General features: G+C 30.8%; 23 protein-coding genes. 19 read left to right on the top strand and 4 right to left on the bottom strand.

What is annotated here, in order from left to right; genetic code table 4:
* Positions 1-7 precede the first annotated feature (7 nt).
* From yihA to ACOMC1_RS01995, 10 genes are all read left to right on the top strand, one after another.
* On the top strand, positions 8-559 hold the full coding sequence (yihA, locus tag ACOMC1_RS01950; protein WP_420330965.1) for a ribosome biogenesis GTP-binding protein YihA/YsxC: 552 nt from the start codon (positions 8-10) through the stop codon (positions 557-559).
* 265 nt (positions 560-824) lie between these two features.
* A complete protein-coding gene (locus ACOMC1_RS01955) occupies positions 825-1,442 on the top strand; it encodes a rhodanese-like domain-containing protein (RefSeq protein ID WP_420330966.1) in 618 nt (205 codons plus the stop codon).
* A gap of 128 nt (positions 1,443-1,570) precedes the next feature.
* Positions 1,571-1,993: a 30S ribosomal protein S6 gene (rpsF, locus tag ACOMC1_RS01960; RefSeq protein ID WP_420330967.1), complete on the top strand. Its 423-nt coding sequence runs from the start codon at positions 1,571-1,573 to the stop codon at positions 1,991-1,993.
* Positions 1,993-2,460: a single-stranded DNA-binding protein gene (locus ACOMC1_RS01965; RefSeq protein ID WP_420330968.1), complete on the top strand. Its 468-nt coding sequence runs from the start codon at positions 1,993-1,995 to the stop codon at positions 2,458-2,460. Before rpsF ends, ACOMC1_RS01965 begins: the two co-directional genes overlap by 1 nt.
* A 9-nt stretch (positions 2,461-2,469) precedes the next feature.
* Entirely contained in the window at positions 2,470-2,724 is a 255-nt protein-coding gene (gene rpsR / locus ACOMC1_RS01970) for a 30S ribosomal protein S18 (protein ID WP_420330969.1), read from the top strand.
* 70 nt (positions 2,725-2,794) lie between these two features.
* Positions 2,795-4,759, top strand: a complete 1,965-nt coding sequence (locus ACOMC1_RS01975; protein ID WP_420330970.1) for a DHH family phosphoesterase — start codon at positions 2,795-2,797, stop codon at positions 4,757-4,759.
* Positions 4,740-5,177: a 50S ribosomal protein L9 gene (gene rplI / locus ACOMC1_RS01980; RefSeq protein ID WP_420330971.1), complete on the top strand. Its 438-nt coding sequence runs from the start codon at positions 4,740-4,742 to the stop codon at positions 5,175-5,177. The genes ACOMC1_RS01975 and rplI overlap by 20 nt, the downstream gene beginning before the upstream one ends.
* Positions 5,170-6,504: a replicative DNA helicase gene (dnaB, locus tag ACOMC1_RS01985; RefSeq protein ID WP_420330972.1), complete on the top strand. Its 1,335-nt coding sequence runs from the start codon at positions 5,170-5,172 to the stop codon at positions 6,502-6,504. Before rplI ends, dnaB begins: the two co-directional genes overlap by 8 nt.
* The gene (locus ACOMC1_RS01990) at positions 6,504-7,718 is read left to right on the top strand and encodes a hemolysin family protein (protein ID WP_420330973.1); all 1,215 of its coding nucleotides are present in this window, start codon (positions 6,504-6,506) and stop codon (positions 7,716-7,718) included. Before dnaB ends, ACOMC1_RS01990 begins: the two co-directional genes overlap by 1 nt.
* Before the next feature lie 38 nt (positions 7,719-7,756).
* Positions 7,757-8,746: a YitT family protein gene (locus tag ACOMC1_RS01995; protein ID WP_420330974.1), complete on the top strand. Its 990-nt coding sequence runs from the start codon at positions 7,757-7,759 to the stop codon at positions 8,744-8,746.
* Positions 8,747-8,767: 21 nt separating this feature from the next.
* On the opposite strand, the gene trpS is transcribed toward ACOMC1_RS01995, so the two are convergent.
* Positions 8,768-9,757 (bottom strand): tryptophan--tRNA ligase, encoded by a 990-nt coding sequence (gene trpS / locus ACOMC1_RS02000; protein ID WP_420330975.1) that lies wholly within the window; start codon positions 9,755-9,757, stop codon positions 8,768-8,770.
* 74 nt (positions 9,758-9,831) lie between these two features.
* Here trpS and ACOMC1_RS02005 point away from each other — a divergent pair, with 74 nt between their 5' ends.
* Positions 9,832-10,182, top strand: a complete 351-nt coding sequence (locus ACOMC1_RS02005; protein WP_420330976.1) for a hypothetical protein — start codon at positions 9,832-9,834, stop codon at positions 10,180-10,182.
* Positions 10,183-10,192: 10 nt separating this feature from the next.
* Here the strand turns inward: ACOMC1_RS02005 and ACOMC1_RS02010 are convergent, their stop codons facing one another.
* Together ACOMC1_RS02010 and def are read right to left on the bottom strand one after the other, a co-directional pair.
* A complete protein-coding gene (locus ACOMC1_RS02010; protein ID WP_420330977.1) occupies positions 10,193-12,040 on the bottom strand; it encodes a ribonuclease J in 1,848 nt (615 codons plus the stop codon).
* Between the two features lie 161 nt (positions 12,041-12,201).
* The gene (gene def / locus ACOMC1_RS02015; RefSeq protein WP_420330978.1) at positions 12,202-12,753 is read right to left on the bottom strand and encodes a peptide deformylase; all 552 of its coding nucleotides are present in this window, start codon (positions 12,751-12,753) and stop codon (positions 12,202-12,204) included.
* Positions 12,754-12,792: 39 nt separating this feature from the next.
* Here def and rsmD point away from each other — a divergent pair, with 39 nt between their 5' ends.
* The 6 genes from rsmD to ACOMC1_RS02045 all read left to right on the top strand — a co-directional run bounded on the left by rsmD (position 12,793) and on the right by ACOMC1_RS02045 (position 17,250).
* Positions 12,793-13,338 (top strand): 16S rRNA (guanine(966)-N(2))-methyltransferase RsmD, encoded by a 546-nt coding sequence (gene rsmD, locus ACOMC1_RS02020; RefSeq protein ID WP_420330979.1) that lies wholly within the window; start codon positions 12,793-12,795, stop codon positions 13,336-13,338.
* 168 nt (positions 13,339-13,506) lie between these two features.
* Complete coding sequence (gmk, locus tag ACOMC1_RS02025; protein ID WP_420330980.1) at positions 13,507-14,079, top strand: guanylate kinase; 573 nt, start codon at positions 13,507-13,509, stop codon at positions 14,077-14,079.
* Positions 14,080-14,811 (top strand): PP2C family protein-serine/threonine phosphatase, encoded by a 732-nt coding sequence (locus tag ACOMC1_RS02030; RefSeq protein ID WP_420330981.1) that lies wholly within the window; start codon positions 14,080-14,082, stop codon positions 14,809-14,811.
* The gene (locus ACOMC1_RS02035) at positions 14,811-15,779 is read left to right on the top strand and encodes a protein kinase domain-containing protein (RefSeq protein WP_420330982.1); all 969 of its coding nucleotides are present in this window, start codon (positions 14,811-14,813) and stop codon (positions 15,777-15,779) included. Before ACOMC1_RS02030 ends, ACOMC1_RS02035 begins: the two co-directional genes overlap by 1 nt.
* On the top strand, positions 15,764-16,612 hold the full coding sequence (gene rsgA, locus ACOMC1_RS02040; protein ID WP_420330983.1) for a ribosome small subunit-dependent GTPase A: 849 nt from the start codon (positions 15,764-15,766) through the stop codon (positions 16,610-16,612). The genes ACOMC1_RS02035 and rsgA overlap by 16 nt, the downstream gene beginning before the upstream one ends.
* Positions 16,600-17,250, top strand: coding sequence for a ribulose-phosphate 3-epimerase (locus tag ACOMC1_RS02045; RefSeq protein ID WP_420330984.1), 651 nt, complete (start codon positions 16,600-16,602; stop codon positions 17,248-17,250). The genes rsgA and ACOMC1_RS02045 overlap by 13 nt, the downstream gene beginning before the upstream one ends.
* Positions 17,251-17,304: 54 nt before the next feature.
* On the opposite strand, the gene rpmB is transcribed toward ACOMC1_RS02045, so the two are convergent.
* On the bottom strand, positions 17,305-17,499 hold the full coding sequence (rpmB, locus tag ACOMC1_RS02050) for a 50S ribosomal protein L28 (RefSeq protein WP_420330985.1): 195 nt from the start codon (positions 17,497-17,499) through the stop codon (positions 17,305-17,307).
* Between the two features lie 175 nt (positions 17,500-17,674).
* Between rpmB and ACOMC1_RS02055 the strand changes: the two genes are divergently transcribed.
* On the top strand, positions 17,675-17,989 hold the full coding sequence (locus tag ACOMC1_RS02055) for an Asp23/Gls24 family envelope stress response protein (protein ID WP_420330986.1): 315 nt from the start codon (positions 17,675-17,677) through the stop codon (positions 17,987-17,989).
* Positions 17,989-19,605 (top strand): DAK2 domain-containing protein, encoded by a 1,617-nt coding sequence (locus ACOMC1_RS02060; RefSeq protein WP_420330987.1) that lies wholly within the window; start codon positions 17,989-17,991, stop codon positions 19,603-19,605. Before ACOMC1_RS02055 ends, ACOMC1_RS02060 begins: the two co-directional genes overlap by 1 nt.
* Positions 19,606-19,618: the final 13 nt, after the last annotated feature.

Genomic DNA, 19,618 nt, shown 5'->3' on the forward strand with positions numbered 1-19,618 from the left:
TGTGTTTATGTGAAAATTTATAGTATCAGCATCAAAAAAATCGAATTGATTAAATACACACGCAAAAGAAGTGTGTTTCGTAGGTAGATCAAATGTAGGTAAGTCATCACTTATCAACGCATTAGCTAATCAAAAAATAGCTAGAACATCAAATACACCTGGGCGTACACAATTAATTAACTACTTTGAAAATGAAGATGGAAAAATGATTGTCGATTTACCTGGGTATGGTTTTGCTAAGATGCCCAAAAAAGAATTAAAGAAAATGTCTGAAATGGTTGAGGAGTATTTCGGAGAAAGACGTCAATTAATCATGACTTTTTGTCTAATTGATTCTAAGATAGGTATAACATCAGATGATTACGATATGTTTGAGTATTTAGAGGCTGTAGGACGTCCTTACTTTATTGTAGGTACAAAAGCCGACAAAGCTAAACAAACAGAAATCTCAAGTACCTTAAAACAAATTCATGAATTAGGAGTTGATTATTTAATTACTTCAGCTTCAAAAGGTAAAAATATTAATAAACTTAAAGCAGTTATTAAGAAAATATTTTAAATAATTGTAAAACAAAAAAACAAGGTTACTTGTTTTTTATTTTGGGTAAATTGTTGTCTAATAAGGGTGGATTTTAAGGTGGAAAAAATGCAAAAACCCTAAAAAATCTTGTTTTTTTAATTAAATCTTAAAAAGTGTATTTTAGGCCTTAAAATTATTATTTTTTTAACTTTTTAATTAAAATATTTTAAATTATAATTTTGTAAAATTTATTCCTATATAATATTATTGCTCGGTATTAAACCGGAAATGAAGGAGAATAATTATGAAAAACGAACCCGCATTATGAGTACAAGAAAATGCAGAAAACATTGAATTAATCGATGTTAGAACACCTGCTGAGTTTGCAATGGCTCATGTTAAAGGAGCTATAAATATCCAAAAAGATGAGCTAATTGCTAATCACGCCAAATATCTAGAAAAAGATAAAGCATATTACATCATGTGTGGTTCAGGTGGTAGATCACAATTTACTATTACAAGCCTTTTCTCACAAGGGTACAACATGACAAATGTTGCAGAAGGAATTAGTGGAATGGATCCAGCAAAATTAATAATGGAAGCAAAACCTGAAACTAAACAAGATGGTAGATTAATTCTAGATCACTTAAAAAATACAAAAATGAATTTTGTAATTATCTTCGCTGAAAATTGTGGAACATGCGACATGCTAAAACCAATTTTAGAATCACTTGATGAAAGATATAAAGATGTATCAACAACAGCCTTAAAAATCACTGATTACCAAGAAATCGCTGAACAAGAAAATGTTGTTGGAACACCAACTACATATGCTTTTATAGAAGGTAAAGAAGTATTTAATTTTAAAGGTTACCTTCCTGAAACAGAGATTCTTAAAAAGATACAAGAACATAATCAATAATAAAATGCGAGTTAATCGCTTTTTTTATTCACGTAGTGGTTTATATTATGTATTTTCTTGTTATAATACTTTACGAGTAAGTAATTACTCCTTGGCAGTAATGCCCAGAGACCAAAAGGAGGCCCAATATGGCTAAATATGAAATTATGCTAGTTCTGGACCCTAAAGCTGACTCAGCAATTATCGAAAACCAAGCAAAAGAAGTTTTCGGTGGAGCAGCTGAAGTGAAAAAACTAGAAAATACAGATCTTGCTTATGAAATCAACAAATCAATGACAGGACAATTCTTCCTGTTAACTGTTGAATCAGAAGGTTCAAACATTCAAGAATGAAACCGTAGATCAAACATTGTAAAAGAAATCTGAAGAAACTTAGTAATCAACTTATCTACAGAAGCTGGTTATGATAAACCATTCGTAGAAAACAAATTCTCTAAATACCCAAGACTTAGAAAAAAACAAGCTGAAAGAAAAGCTGCAATGGAAGCTCGTAGAGCTGAAAGAGCTGCTTACCAAGCTAGACAAAACGCTTCTAAAACAGAGGATAAGTAATGAATAAAGTTCTATTAGTAGGGAATTTAGTTAGAGACCCAGAAACATATCAAACAGCATCAGGAATCAAATATACAAGATTCACAGTTGCTATAAGTAGACAATTTGGAGAAGATCAAGCTGATTTCGTTCCTATTGTCGCTTGAAGACAAACAGCGGAATTTATCGAGAAATACCTAACAAAAGGTTCTAAAGTATCAGTTGAAGGAAGATTTTCTTCATCAACATACAAAAATGCTCAAGATGAAACAGTAACTCGTTATGAAGTTACTGCTGATAGAGTTCAATCTCTTGAATCAAGAGCTCAAAGAGAACAAAGAGCAGGACACGTTGCAACAGAAGTTAAACCTTCAGTTCAACCTACTCCTCAACCAACTAATACAACACACAATTCATCAGTTCAAAAAGACGAGATAGCTCAAACAAAGGATGTCCCTTTAGACGTTCCTTGAGAGCTTGACTTATAGGAGGCCAAAATGGCAACATTTAATAGAAAACCTAAGAAAGTGGTAAGAAGAAAGAAACCTTGTTTCTTCCACTTAGAGAAAATTAACTACATCGATTACAAAGATACAGAATTATTAGGAAGATTTATCAACAACCAAGGTAAAATCCTTTCTGCAGGTGTAACAGGTACTTGTGCTAAACACCAAAGATCTCTTTCTACAGCAATCAAAAGAGCTAGACTAGTAGCTTTATTACCATTCGTTAAAGAAAGAATTAGACGTTAATTAAATAACGTTTTATAAAGAGATAGTATATAATACTATCTTTTTTATATCTTTGTTATATAATTATTCTATGAATAAAAAACACAAAATATTTTTGCTGAGTTTATTAACTTTAGCAGCCGTAACATTGGTAGTCGGAATGACACTAATTGGAACACAGTTAACAGGTGGGAATAGGACCTTATTATTAATACTATTTACAACTGTATCTATTGTTTCATTAATTCTAGTTCTAGGTTCTATAATTGGAATCAGAAGACAAAGAGTTGAAATTAAGAAATCATTCGATTACTACATAGAAGAATTAATATCTTCATCTGGTATTGGTACAATTATCTTTAACAGTGAAGGAATTATTATCTGATCATCAAAATTTATTTCAGAAAGATTTAATAATAGATTGATTGGTAAAAACGTAGGAGATATTTCGAAAGAATTTCAAGATCATTATCACAACAATAAAACAGATTTCACATTTAAACACAACAACATTTTTTATGAAGCAAGTATTATTACTAAATCAAATTCTATAATTCTAAGAGATGTAACTGAAAAAGCTTCTATTTTAGAACAATATAAAAATGAAAAATCTGTAGTTGCTGAATTGGATATTGATAACTTCCAAGAATACCAATCACTACTACCTGAAGAAGAGATTTTCGCAATTCAATCAACAATTATGAAAATGTTGGATTCACTTGTTGATAAACATAACATTATTTATCGTCAATATGTAAATGGTAAATTTATGATTTTCACAGATAACGAAACTTTAGATAAATTAATAAAAGATGAATTCTCAGTATTTACGAAAATTAATACAGCATTATCAATTAATGGTGTTAAATTAACAGTTTCAGTTGGTATTGGTGTTGGTTCAACATTACCTAATGAATTAATGAGTCTTGCAAAAGAAGCTATTACACAATCACAAAACCGTGGTGGTGACCAAGTTACTGTTGCATATCAAAATCAAGATTACAAATACTTTGGTGCTGAGACAGAAGCTGTTTCATCATCATCAAGAGTTAAGATTTCTCAAATTTCAAAAATCATTGTTGAAAGATTGAGTGATCCTAAAATTAAGAACGTTATTGTTTATGGTCATAAATTCGCTGACCTTGATGCACTTGGTGCAACAAGAGGTATTGTGGAAATGGCAAGAGCATTTGACAAAAAATCATACATTGTTAATGCAACATTCGATAACACAACTAAAAAGGCTATTAAACAACTTGTTAAAAGTCCAAAAGAATTATTTATCAAACCAACTCAGGCAGATAAGTTCTCTAAGTCATCTACATTAGTATTTATATGTGATACTGCAGAACCTACTCGTACTGAGAACCCTAATGCTTTAAAAGGTTTTGAAGAAAGTAATATATTTATTCTTGACCACCATAGGGTTACTAAATTACCTGAAGGAATCCATAAATCACATACTTATGTTGATACAGCAGTTTCTTCAGCATCAGAAATTGTTGCAGAGATTATTCAATTCTCAAAAAGAAATATTAAGATTTCCCATGAGACAGCTCAATTACTATTGGCTGGTATCTATCTAGATACAAAACAATTCCAAAAACAAGTTTCTTCAAGAACATTTGCTGCCGCTTCATGATTAGAGTCATTTGGAGCTACGGCTAATGTTGCAACAAACTTATTGAAATTATCAGAAAGTCAAACAACAACAATTAGAAAAATATTAACTGAATTAATTGAAGTTAAACCGGGGTACTATTTAGCCACATATGATGGCGAAGCTGATTCGGATGTTATTTCCGTAGCAGCTGATGAAATTCTTAGAACAGAAGGAAGACGTGCAGCATTCGTTATTGCTAAAATTCCAGGTTCTAAATTATATAAATTATCAGCTAGATCAATAGATGTTAATGTCCAACTTATAGCAGAGAGAGTTGGGGGTGGAGGACACTTCGCTGCTTCAGCAGCAGTTTCAGAAGAGTCATTATCAATCTTTGCAGATAACCTAATACAGGCGATTGTGAGTGTGAAAAATGAAAGTAATAATAATTAAAGATTGTAAAAATGGTAAAGTCAACGACGTTGTAGACGTTGCTGATGGATATGCAAAAAACTTCCTGATTAAACAGGGGTATGCTTTACCTATAAACAATTCAACAAAAAGACTTCTAGATAAAAAACTAGAAAAAATTAAAGAACAAGAAGCAGCAGATTTAGCAACTGCTAAAGAAATGAAGAAAAAGTTAGAAGAGATAACTCTTGAATTTGGACTTAAATCAATTAACAATAAAGTTCATGGTTCAATCACTAATAAACAAGTGACTAAACAATTAAGAGAAAAAGGTATAACTATTTCTAAATATGCATTACCGCATATACATATTGCTTCAATTGGAATCACAAAGGTTACAGCTACTCTACATAAAGATGTTGAAGCTATAATCCAAGTTAAGGTGGTTAACAATGGCTAAAGAACATAGTGCAATAGAAATTGAAAAAGCAGTCTTAGGTCTGCTTCTTTCTAATCAACATTTAATTGGTAATACTCTTGGTTATATTACAGCTGAAGAGTTTTACGATAAAAGACATAGAATAATTTTTGAAACATTAGAAGAATTAGCAGCTGCAGATATAACTATTGAAATTGCTGCTATTATTAACAGACTTAAAGAAAAAGGACAATTTGTCGAAATTGGTGCAGAAGCATATTTAGGGACTTTAATCGGTTTAGCTGCTTTGGAATCAAACCTTACAAAATTCATAAAGGTAATTTCAGAAAAAGCTCACTTACGTAAAGTTAAAGCTGTTGTTACTCAACTTGGTAAAGATCTTGATAAAGAAGATGTTGATGCTAATGAATTAATTGAAAAAGTTGAAACAGATATCCTTGCTTCTACAAGAGATGTTGCTATGGGTGAATTCGAAGACGCTGCGACAATTATTAAAAAGACAATTAAAAATATTGAAATGCGTCAATCTTCAACAGAGCTTGCGGGTATTCCAACGGATTGAACAGACTTCAATGCTATGACTTCTGGATTCCAAAAAGGAGACCTTGTTATATTAGCTGCTAGACCTTCAATGGGTAAAACAGCTTTTGCTCTTAATATAGCTGCTACAGCCGCTAAAAAACATAGTGTTGCATTCTTTTCACTTGAAATGCCAAAAGAACATCTAATGGCTCGTGTGCTATCTTCTGTTTCATATGTTGATGGATACAAATATAAAAAGAATGTTATGACTAAACTAGATTGAGAGAAAACAAATCTTGCAGAAGAAAAAATTTCGCAAATGAAATTATATATTGATGATACTCCAGGTCTTACATTAGCTGAATTAATGTGAAAAGCTAAGAAGCACCACAAGAATCATCCTATTGATATGATTATTATCGACTATATGCAACTAATTGCAGGACCTAAAGGTTCATCTGGTGATAATAGACAAGCGGAAGTTTCTGCAATCTCTCGTGGTCTAAAACAATTAGCGCGTGAATTAAACGTTCCTCTGATTGCTCTATCTCAACTATCTCGTCGTGTTGAACAACGTGAAGATAAGCGTCCAATGATGTCAGATATCAGGGAATCAGGAGCTATCGAGCAAGATGCCGATTTAATCGCATTCTTATATAGAGAAGCTTATTATAAAAAAGCTGAAGAAACTTCAGAAGAAGACTTAAGACACCAAACAACAAAAGTTATTGTTGCTAAGCACAGAAATGGTGCGATTGGTGATATTGACTTAGCATTCGATCCTTCAATAGGATTATTTACTGATAAAGCTAAAGGAGAAAATTAATGAGTACGTCCCTTATAATCGGTTTAATAGCATTATTGATTGTACTAATACTTTTATCTTCAATGTTTTCAGCAGCTGAAACAGCATATTCATCTGTTAACCCTGCAAAGATTTCATTAGAAGTGAAAAAGAAAACAAAATCAGGGAAGTTATTAAAAAAACACTTAAATACATTTGGTTGAACACTTGCAACTATATTAATAGGGAATAACCTAGTAAATATTGGTGCTTCTGTTTTAATATCTTATATACTGGGTACTTTACTTAACTCAACGGAAATAGCAACATTGGTTTCAATTTTAGTTATGACACCTATCATTGTTATCTTTGGTGAGATACTCCCTAAAGTTTTAGCAAGAAAATATGCTTTTGGATATTTAAAGAAAATTGTATTTTTAATGGAATTCTTAAATTACTTATTTTTCCCTTTTACTTATCCAATAAGTAAAATCAATATCGGTAATGGAATAACTAATACTGAAAATGAACTAAAACAAGTTCTTGACACTGGTAGAAAAGAAGGTGTTATTGAAAAGAGGGAAGCTACACTTGCTTCAAATGCACTTGATCTTGATTCAACTCGTGCTGGTTCAGTTTCTACTAAAAGAAAACAAGTAATAACAATCACAGAAAAAACTTCATTAGATGAGGTAAAAGATATATTCGATTACACAGGATATTCTAGATTACCTTTTATCAAAAATAAAAAATGAATTGGTACAGTTCATTTAAAAGATATTATTTTTATGACGGAAGGAAAACCTGAAGAAATGGTTGCAGAAGTTCCTTTTGTTTCAAAGAATATGATTTTAACAAATGTATTGGAAATTATGCGTTTAAAGAAAACACATATTGCATTTGTTACTGAAACAAGTAAATCTTCAAAAGTGGTTGGTATCATAACTTTAGAAGACATCATCGAAGAACTATTTGGTGAGATTTATGATGAACATGATGTTACTGATTCAGTAAGACAACTAGGACTTCATAAGTGAACAGCTGATGGTACAGATGAAATGTCTAAAATTTCTGAAATCACAGGATATCATTTTGATGATGTTGAAGAAGGAATAAATCTACAACAGTGATTGAAAAAACGTATAAATAGACACATCAAAGAAGGTCTTATTTATGTTCATAAAAAGAAAATTAGGATTAAAGTTATTTCCAATAAGAGGGGTTTACCTACTCAATATGAAATTAGTGAAAAATAAAAGGCTTATTTAAGTCTTTTTTTTGTTATAAATAAACTATGAATAAAATTTTAGTAAAAAAATGGACTGGGATAATTTTAATCCTAATCATTTCATCATTTTTATTTTCTTTTGGATTAAAGATGTTTGTATCATCAGCAAAAACATTCTCATCAGGATTAGGGGCGCTTCCTCAATTCCTTACATATATAACTGATTTAGATCAAAAGTATTTCTCAATTCTTTATTTTGCATTTAATATTCCTTTTTTAATTGTGTTCTTCTTTTTAGTTAGAAAGAAATTTATTATTTTAACTTTCGTTTGATTATTATTCCAACTATCTTGAGGACAACTTATGGAGGTTATTCCAGGTATTAGTGATGCAGATCCATTCCACATAGGTAAGTGAGCTGTTGCACAAGAAGGAAAAGAGACTACTGTAGGGCTTGTTAAAGAAAAGTGAGCTATTATTGTTCAACCTTGTGTTGGTGCCGTAATAACAGGTACTGGTACAGCATTAGCATGAAAAACTGGTGGTTCATCAGGTGGTGCTGACGTTATTACTTATTACATTTCAACAAGAAAACAAAAATCTCCTGGAGTAGTTGCTACTCTTGTATCTCTATCAATTGCTTTAACAATGATCGTAATACAAACTATAATGAAAAATGTTCCAGTTGGTGATGATCCTGCTCAAATGCTTTTCGGACCAATAACTTGAGGAACATTAGGTTATATATTCATATCTTCAACAATCCTTTCAAAAATTTATCCTAGATATAAAAAAGTTGAAGTTGTTATTTCTTCTACAAAGGTAGATCAAATAGTTACTTACTTTAAACACACTGGATATGTTCATGGTTACAATGTTTCAATGATGAAATCAGGGTTTACAGGTAAGAATGTTAAAACAATTAGAACTGTAATGCTATTCCTTGAACTAAAACCAATCATCAAGAAATTAAGAGAAATAGATCCAAATGTATGGATTTCAACTACTGTTGTTGCTGGAATAATCGGTAACTTCAATCATAAATCAGTTGAATAAAAAAAATCGCTTATGCGATTTTTATTTTAATCCAAGTTTTCTTTCAAGTTTTCTTACATTTCTATGAGCGATGTAACTTGCTTTTTCAGCACCAATTTTTGCTATCTCATCAACACGTGATCTAGCTTCATTAAATCTTGATTGAATATTAATTAAGAATTCTTTAACAACTTCGGCAACTTCTTGTTTGAATTCACCATAGTTAGAATCTTTGAAGTGTTCTTCAGCTTCGCTAATTTTAATATCTTTTAGTCCTGCATAAATTGTTAATAAGTTTGTAACCCCAGGTTTTTCTGGTGATGCATAAACTTTGTTTTCTGAATCAGTAACAGCTTTCTTGATTTTGTTAGCGGCAACTGCAGGATCATCTAATAGAAGAATGTGTGATTTTGGTTGAGGAGAAGATTTAGACATTTTTGAACTTGGGTCAGTTAATGACATTATTTTTGCACCTTCTTTAGCGAAGTAAGGTTCAGGTATTTTAAACATTTCACCATATTTATTATTTATTCTTGTTGCAATGTTTCTTGTAAGTTCTAAGTGTTGTCTTTGATCAGCACCAACAGGAACAACGTCTGGGTTATATAATAATATATCTCCAGCCATAAGTGTTGGATAAATTAATAAACCTGTTGGAATCATTTCTGTACCATTAGAGTTTTTAACTTTAGAAGATTTATCTTTGAATTGAGTCATTCTATTTAATTCACCAATTGTTGTTTGAGTTGTCATAAGTCATGACATGTGACCATGTTCCAATACATCTGATTGATTAAATAGGACTGTTTTTTCTGGATCTAATCCACAAGCAACATATAATGCCATAATATCTTTTTTATTTTTTCTCAATTCCTTTGGGTCTATAGGTGTTGTTAATGCGTGTAAATCAGCAACAAAAATAAACATTTCAAATTCATCTTGTAACTTAACAAAGTTCTTAATTGCTCCAAGGTAATTCCCGATTGTTAATGTACCTGTAGCGGTAATACCACTTACTATTCTTTTTTTCATTCTATTCTCCTTTTTTAAATATAGTATAATTTTAACACATGTTATAATAAACAAAATATATATAAGGGGTTAAAATGACTACATCAGACAAAATAAAGATTGTTCTACTAACAATAATCACATTAGGGTTAATTTGAATTTGAATCAATAAGAAACAAACATCAAATAAAGAGTTGACTGTTGATACAAAAGTTAAGGTTAATATTAACTCTATTATCGATTACATCGGTGCTGATAATATTACAGAAATAACAAATACACATCAAAGAGTTAAAATTCTTTTTAAAGATAGAAAAAATGTTAATAAAGAAGGTTTAGAAAATCTAAAGGGAGTATCTGGAACAATGTTCACATCTACTTCGGTTACTTTAGTTGTTGGTAAGTCAGCTGCTGAAGTTGCAAAACAAATGAAATTAAAAAAATAAGCTATTAAGCTTATTTTTGTTTAACTTGTGGTTTGTTAACTACAGGTTTTGTATTTTGATTTGGTTTTTTATTATTAGGTCTTTTGTTATTTGGTTTATTTGAAGGTGTTTTTTTAGCTACTGGTTTCTTATTAGGATTTGCCTTATTAGAAGGTGCTTTCTTTTTAGAGTCATTAGCTTTTTTAGGTTTATCTTCAACAAACATAACTACAGGAATGATGATTGGTCTTCTACGTTTTACTTTATAGAATAAAGGTTCTAATCTTTCTTTGATTATTGCTTTAACATCATTAACAGTTCAATCTTTTTTATTTTTGATTGTGTATAGTGTTGAACCGTGAACTAATCTTTGAGCTTCTTTCATTAAATCTTGAGAAGATTTAACAAATAAAGTTCCACGTGAGATTAATCTTGGTCTACCAACAATAACATTCTTTTTCTTGTTAATAGCAACTACAACATTTACGAAACCTGAATCAGCAAGTTTCTCTCTTTCAGCAATAACTTTGTTTGTGCTTTTTGAAGCAGTTATTCCATCAATATAAATAGGACCTGGATCAATGAATTCTCCTGATACTCTAACTTTTCTATCTACCATTTCAACAACTTGTCCGTTATCAATAATGAATACGTTTTCTTCAGGAACTCCTGATTCGATAGCAGTTTGAGCATGAGCTACTGACATTCTATATTCACCATGGAATGGAATAAAGTAAGAAGGTGTAGCTTTTCTGAATACTGTACGGTGTTCATCTTTATAAGCATGTCCAGAAGTATGTAATCTTCCATCAATACCATTTTCTTTAATGATGGCACCTAGTTTTGTTAATTGGTTAATTAATAATTCGATTTTCATTCTGTTACCTGGGATAGCAGATGATGAGAAGATGATTAAATCATCTTTTTCAATTGTAACTTGGTGGTGTTGTCCTCTAGCCATTCTTGAAAGAGCAGCCATTTCTTCACCTTGTGAACCAGTTGTTAAGATAAAAATTTCATTAGCATCATATTTAGCTATTTGTTTTTTATCAATAATAGTATTTGGTTTAACTTTAATGTAACCAACTCTTGAGGCTATTTTTATACCATTTACCATTGAACGTCCAAATGGACAAACTTTTTTACCTAGTCTCTCAGCCATTTCTATAATAGCTCCAACTCTTTCAATGTTTGATGCAAAGGTAGTAAAGAAAACTCTCTTTTTACCTTCTTTGATTATTTTTTCAATATCTTGAAGGATTCCTTGCTCTGTTGGTGAGTGGTCGGGTCTCATAGCGTTTGTTGAATCAGAGAATAAGATAGTTAAATCTTCTTTTCCAATTTTTTCTAACTTGTCAAAGTCTGTATGAGCTCCAATAGGTGTATAGTCAATACGGAAATCTCCTGTATCAGCTACTGAACCGTTTGGCGTTGTAACTCTAACTCCAAATGCATCTGGAATTGAGTGTTGAACTGTTCAGAAATCTACTGTGATTTGATCGTATTTAACTATCATATCTTTATCGATTTCAACGAATTCTGTGTTATGTTTAATTTTTCTTTCAGCTAATTTAGCTTTAATATATTCGCAACCTATTTTAGGTGCGTAGATTTTAGGAATATGCAGTTCTTGTAATAAGTAAGGGATTGCACCAATATGATCTTCGTGACCATGAGTGATGAATATTGCTTTAATTTTGTGATTATTGGCTTTTAGGTAAGTATAGTCAGGGATAATTCCTTGAATACCTGTTTGTCATGAATCAGCAAATTTAATTCCTGAGTCAATAATTACAATTTCTTCACCATGTTCAATAACGATGGCTGCCTTACCAATTTCTTGCATACCCCCAAGACCGAAAATCTTGGTTTTTATCATGTATGTCTCCTAATTATTTTTCTGTGTTTTATATGATCGAAGCAAACTATGTTGCTACAACTCTTTTTTATTATAAAGGAAAACCAGGGTATAAGAAATATAAAATAAATTAATAAAATCTAACATTTATTAAAGAAAAATAAAAAAAGCGATAAAACGCTTTAAATTAATACTTCTTTATCTTTTTTTACTCATGGTTTCTTTTGATCTATTCTGTCATAAAATAGCCCAGCATTAATGTGATCCATTTCGTGTTGGAATACGATCGCTTCGTAACCAGTTTTTGTAATCTTAACTTCTTTCTTTTGTAAGTATGAGTAACCTTTAATGATAATTTTAAATTGTCTGTGAACTAATCCATCAGTGTGTGCTCAGTTTTCAGGAACAGAAAGACAACCTTCTCCACCTTCTAAAGCTGCAGGAATGTCTCCTTTAGCGATGAATTCAGGGTTCATTAAGAATTCTATATAGTTTTCTTGTTTTCCACCTAAAGGAATGTTTACATAAAACATTCTTTGGTCCACACCGATTTGGTTGGCTGCAATACCAACACCAGCTCTATCTTCGAAGCCTGGCAGTTGTGATTTATCTATGTAATCAATCATTCAATCTGCTGCTTCAATTGTTTCTTTTGAAAGAGGAAACTCAACATTTTCTAATCTTTTTCTTAGGATTTTTTTATCTCCTGGTATTTTTGTTATTTTAAAATTCATAAATCCATTATATAACAAGTGTGCTATTATTTAAATAATATGTTAAGAATAATCGCAGGAAAATACGGTGGAAGACAATTGGAACAACCAAGTCTTGACACTACCAGAGCCACAACAGATAGAATTAGAGAAGCAGTTTTTTCATCTATTCAATTTGATATAGAAGGAGCTATAGTTCTAGATTTATTTTCTGGTTCAGGAGCATTCTCATTTGAATCAGTTTCAAGAGGAGCTATGAAAGCTATAGCTATTGAAAAAGATAAAAAAGCAGCGGGGATAATCGAATACAATAAAGCTACTATTTCAGCAAATAATGTTGATATTTTTAGAATGGATGCAATCTCTTATATTAAGTCAAAAGCTGGAGCAAAATTTGATTTTATATTTGTTGATCCACCATATGAAGAAACAGCGCTTTACAATGAGACTTTAGCTTCTATTAAATCATCAGATTTATTAAATTCTAATGGTTATATAATTCTTGAAACAGATGACCCTAAAAAATTAGAAATACCAGAAGGTTTCATGATTCAAAGGTCAAAAAAATACGGTAAAGTAACGGTACTATTCATAAGTAATATTTAATTTATTTATTAACAGTATAAAAACGTAAAAAAAATAGCAATTCATTAGAAAAAAATGTTTCTAGTGAATTTTTTAATTGCACTTAGTAAAGGCTATAAATAAAAAAGTAGTATTTATATCAATAATATAGTTAAATGATTTGATATCTAATGTATAATATTTCTAATTATGAAAAAAGGTAAATTAATCGTTTTCACAGGCCCTTCAGCAGTTGGAAAAGCAACTGTTGAACAACATTTATTTGACAATCCTGAATTAAAAATAGGTTTTTCAGTTTCAGCAACAACAAGAGCTCCAAGAGAAGGGGAAGTTGATGGTAAACATTATTTCTTCTTAAGTAAAGAAGAATTTGAAGAAAAAATAACTTCAAATGATTTTATTGAATGAAATGAACATTTTCAAAACAAATACGGAACACTGAAATCTGAAGTAAATAGAATATTAGAAGAAGGTAAAAATGCTTTCTTAGAATTAGAACCTTATGGAACTATGAATGTTGTTAAGCATTATGCAGATAATCAATCTGACTTAATCACAATATTTTTAGCACCACCTTCAATCGAAGTTCTTGAAGAAAGAATGAGATCAAGAGGAACAGAAACAGAAGAACAAATTAGAGTTAGATTAGCACGTGCGGAAGAAGAAATTTCTTTTGCTCCAAAATTTAATCATGTAGTTATTAATGACGATCCAAAAAGAGCAGCAGATGAAATTGCTGAACTTATTTTAAGGAGAGGTTAAATGGTTACATTAGTTAAAACTGACGTCGGAGTAGTTAGAGCAGAAAACCAAGATAGAGCAGCCATCTTTGAAAAAGATGGTATTGTTCTTTCTATTTTATGTGATGGTATGGGTGGACATGCCGGAGGTTCTTTTGCTTCTAGTTTAACAATTGAAGCTGTTGAAAGAGAATTTCATAAGCACACACCATTAGATCCAAAAGATCTTTTTCCTTGATTCAAGACAGCCTTAAAAAGAGCTAAAAAATTAATGGAGAAAGCATCGAAAAACAATAAAGCTTTACTAGATATGGGTACAACAGTAACTCTTACACTTATTTATCCAAATGGAAATGGTTATATATTTAACATAGGAGATTCTAGAACATATATTTATAATGGTCTGTTACATCAAGTAACTGTCGATCATAATCTGAGAAATTATTATATAAATGAAGAAGGTCTTTCACCTGAAAAAGCAGCCAACATTTTAGGTGGAGCAGCATTAACATCTGCTCTTGGTCCAAAAAAGACAACAAGAATAGATGCGTTCCAAGTTTCTATTGAAGAAGGAACAAAATATATTATTCAAACAAGTGATGGTATTCATGATTACTTATCAAAACCTCACTTTGAACAAATCGTTGGTAACGGAAAAACATTAGAACAAATTTGCGATGAACTAATTGAAACTGCTATCAAAGGTAGATCAGGAGATAATCTTACCATTGCAATAGTGAAGGTAGGTAAATAATGGTCGAAAAAATTGACGATAGGTATAAGGTAATTTCAAAAATTGGTCAAGGTGGTATGGCTGAAATTTATCTTGCGGAAGACATGTTTGATCGTAAAAGAGTTGCAATTAAAGTATTGCATCCAGATAAGAAAAACGATGTAGTTGCCACTAAGCGTTTTAACTCTGAAATGACTTTGACAAAAACTGTAGATTCACCATATGTAATTAAAATTTACGATTGAAAATTTGATGATGAAGTTCAATACATTGTTATGGAGCATGTAGAAGGTTCAATTTTTAAAGATTATATTGAAAGAAGAACAAAATTAACTGTTGATGAAACAATAGAGTTTTCAAAACAATTAGCACTTGGTTTTGCTGAAATTCATAGAAGAGGGATTATCCATAGAGATATTAAATCTTCTAATATTATGATTTCTGATCATGGTAAAGTTAAGATTATTGATTTTGGTATTGCACTAACTGAAGAGTCAGATAGATTAACAAGAGCTGATAGTATTATTGGTTCTGTTCAATATTTAGCGCCTGAAATTTTAGATCAAGAAAAACCAACGCGTCAATGAGACATTTATGCATTGGGAGTTCTGATGTTCGAGATGTTAACTGGAGCATGTCCATTTAATGAAAAAGATGCTATATCTACAGCACTTAAACATAAATCTTCAGCAGTTCCACATGTAAATAAAATTGTTGATTCAGTTCCTCAATCTGTTGCAAATATAGTAATAAAAGCAACTGCTAAAGATAGAAGTAAAAGATACAACACTATGAATGAGTTTTATAATGATCTTAAAGATTCATTAAGTAATGATAGATTATATGAACCATTAATTAATCTTGATGGTAAAAAGAAAAAAGATTTTTTCTCAATTATGAACTCTAGATGAACACTTGTTGGTATATTATCAGCAGTTATCATCATAATGTTAGCAGTTATAATTGGATTAGTATGGGGGTTACAATAATGCGTGGACAAGTAATAAGAGTTAATGCAGGTTTCTATGATATTGAAACTGAAGGTAAAGAATACAGAACAAGAGGTAGGGGAAATCTAAGAAATTTAGGTATTAATCCAGTTGTTGGTGACATAGTTTCTTTTGATCCTGATGGATTCTTGAATGAAGTTCATGAAAGAAGAAATTCATTAGTTAGACCAAAAGTTGCGAATGTTGATCAAGCAATTGTTATTACTTCAATGGCGGAACCTAAATATTCTTCACTATTATTAAATAAGTTTTTAGCTATCATTGAATACAACAATATTAAGCCAATTATTGTTTTTACAAAATGTGATTTATCTGAAGAATCATATTTAGAAGAATATAAAGAACAAGGTTATGAAGTTTATGAAATTTCTAATCCTAATAAAGATGGTATCGAAAAATTAAAACCAATATTTAAAGATAAATTATCAGTGTTTACTGGTCAAACTGGAGCAGGTAAATCAACAACAATTAATTCTCTTGCAGATTTAAATATCAAAACTCAAAAAATTTCAAAAGCCCTTGGAAGAGGTAAACATACAACAAGAGTTGTAGAAATTATTGATTGATTTGGTGGTAAATTAATTGATACTCCCGGATTTTCTTCATTAGAGTTTACACTAACAAAAATACAACTTGCACATTCATATGCAGATTTCAGAGAATTATCTAAACAATGTAAATTCAGAACATGTATTCATAATAAAGAAAAAATATGTGCCGTTAAGGTGGCGATTGAAGAAGGAAAAGTATCAAAAACAAGATATAAAGATTACCTAAAACTTTTAGAGGAGGCTTTAGAATGAGAAAAATAGCAGCATCATTGCTTAATGTTGAAAACAACGAAAAAGCAAATATTACAAATAAATTAATTGAGAATGGTATGTCATGAGTTCATTACGATATCATGGATGGTATTTTCGTTCCGGCAACTGCATTAACTTTGGAAGATGTAACTAAAAATGTAGAATTAACAGAAAAGCATTTTGTGGATATTCACTTAATGGTTTCAACTGCAGAAAATTACATCGAGAAATTTAAGGATGTAGCTGACCTTATTACTTTCCATCATGAATCTGAATCATATGAAGTTGGTTTAGAAATAGTAAAAAGTAATAGCAATAGAGGATTCAAACAAGGTATTGCTTTTAATCCTAAAACAAATGTTGAACAAATATATGACTACATACCATTTGTAGATGTTGTTCTTGTTATGTCTGTTCAACCAGGAGCTGGTGGACAAAAATTTAATGAAAATGCTTTAGAAAAAATTACTAAACTAAGAAAATACATTGATGAAAGAGGATTAGATGTAATTATCGAAGTTGATGGTGGTATTAATAATATTACTGGACCACAAGCATTCGAAGCTGGAGCAGATGTTTTAGTTTCTGGTTCATTCTTATGTTCAGAACCTACAAAAGAAAGATTAAATTCTATAAAAGGAAAATAAAAAATGAGGAAACCTCATTTTTTTATGCTTTTTTTATATGAAATAAAAAAAGAACTAAGCAACAAGTCCTTTTTTCTTAAGAGTTTTAGCTGTTTTAGCTGAAACTTTAATTCTTTTCTTTTGTCCGTTTTCGATGATAGTAACTTTTTGTAAGTTTACTCCGAAAGTTCTTTTTGTTGAGTTCAGAGCGTGTGATCTATTGTTACCTGACATTGGACCTACTCCTGAGATTGAACATCTTCTTGCCATAAGTTCCTCCTTTATATTCTATTATTGTTATTACAGATTAGGTATATTTATTATAAACTAAAAACCGAAAAATTATCCATTAAATTATAAAACTCTATCACTAATAAAATATATATACTAGTATATATATGCTAATAATGGTATAATAGTTTAGATTAAACAAGGAGGTTCGGAAATGACAGAAGAACAAATCAACGAATTACGTGAAGGGATTGTTAATTCAATCAGCACAGTACCAGGTCTTGTAGGACTTGTTAATAAAGAGTCACAAGCACAAACTTTAAGAGTTTTAACAGAGACAAATTATGGAAAGGGTATTGATATTATACCTACATCTAAAGGTGTAGAGATTAAAATATTTATTATCGCTTCTTTAAACGTTAGAACAGAAATAGTATCAAGAGAATTATCTTCTGCAGTCGAATCTTATTTCAAAGCAAACAATCATAAAATATCAAAAATAAACATTTACATTAAGGGAGTTAAATAATGAAAACAATAAACGGTAGAACATTAAAGGAAGCATTAACATCAGGTGTTAATGCAGTTCGTAATGATGCGAATAGGATAGATGCACTTAACGTTTTCCCAGTTCCAGATGGGGATACAGGATCAAACATGTCAGCGACTGCTAAATATGCAGCAGAAGAAATTTCAACTTTAGAAACTAATTCAATTTCAGAAATTTCAGCTAAATTTGCTAGAGGAATGCTTTTAGGAGCTAGAGGTAACTCAGGAGTTATTCTTTCTCAAATCTTAAAAGGATTCTCTGTAGGATTTAAGGGTCTTGAAGAAGCTAATGGATTTGACATTGTTAAAGCATTTGCAGAAGCAAAAGAATATGCATATAAATCAGTTATGAAACCTGTTGAAGGAACAATCTTAACAGTAATTAGAGAAACAGCTACATCACTTGAAGCTAAAGTTACTCCTGCAATGACTGTTGTTGAAATCTTTACTTTAGCAGCTAACGAAGCTAGAAAATCTGTAAATAATACACCTAACTTATTACCAGTTCTTAAAGAAGTTGGTGTTGTCGATTCAGGTGGAGAAGGGTTATTCCAATTCTTAAATGGTATGGCTGAACACTTAGAAGGACGTCCAACTGTATTCTCAGAACCAACAGGAGAAGCTATTCTTCTTTCAGAAGAAACATTCGATGGTGAATTTGGTTATTGTACAGAAGCAATGGTTAACTTAAAATCTAAGAACACATTCAAAAAAGAAAAATTTGAACAAGGTCTTAATAAATTAGGAAACTCAGCTGTTGTAGTTGTTGATGAAGAAATTCTTAAAGTTCATATTCATGCACTTAAACCAGGAACTGTTTTAAACTTCATTCACAAATTTGGAGAGTTCTTTAAAATTAAAGTTGAAAACATGACTGAACAAGCGACTGAAAACAAAGCTGCTTCAAAAACACAAACTTCTAATAATGGAAACAAATCAGTAAATATTGGTGTTGTTTCATGTAACGTTGGTCAAGGAATTATCAATGACATGAAAGAATATGGTGCTGACTTTATTATTGAAGGTGGTCAAACAATGAACCCTTCTGCATCTGATATCATAAAAGCTATTAATGCCGTTGATACAGATAAAGTTATCATTCTTCCAAACAACTCTAATATTATTCTTGCTGCACAACAAGCTGCACAAACAATCACAGATAAGAAAGTTGTTATAGTACCTACAAAAACACAAATGCAAGGTATTTCAGCGATTATTAATTTTGATCGTGATGGTTCATTAGAATCTAATAAAGAAGAAATGACAGAAGCTATTTCAGCTACAAAAACTGTTCAAGTTACAAAAGCTTCAAGAACTACAAAAATTGAAGGAGTTAAAGTTACTGAGGGTGAATACTTATCAATTGCAGATAAAACAATCTTAGGAACAAATCCTTCTTCAGTTAAAGCAGCTATTAAAGCTCTTAAATCAGTAATAGATGAAGATGCTGAAATTGTAACAATTTACTTCGGGGATGACTCAACTAAGAGTGATGCTTCAGAAATTGCTAGTTATTTAGAAAATAATTTTGATGTTGAAATTGAAATTAAAACAGGTGACCAACCAGTATACAACTTCTTAATTGCAGTTGAATAAGAGAGGAAGTAAA

Origin of the sequence: Mycoplasma todarodis, from assembly GCF_965212735.1 — a bacterium.
Lineage (GTDB): Bacteria > Bacillota_I > Bacilli_A > Mycoplasmatales > Metamycoplasmataceae > Mycoplasma_K > Mycoplasma_K todarodis_A.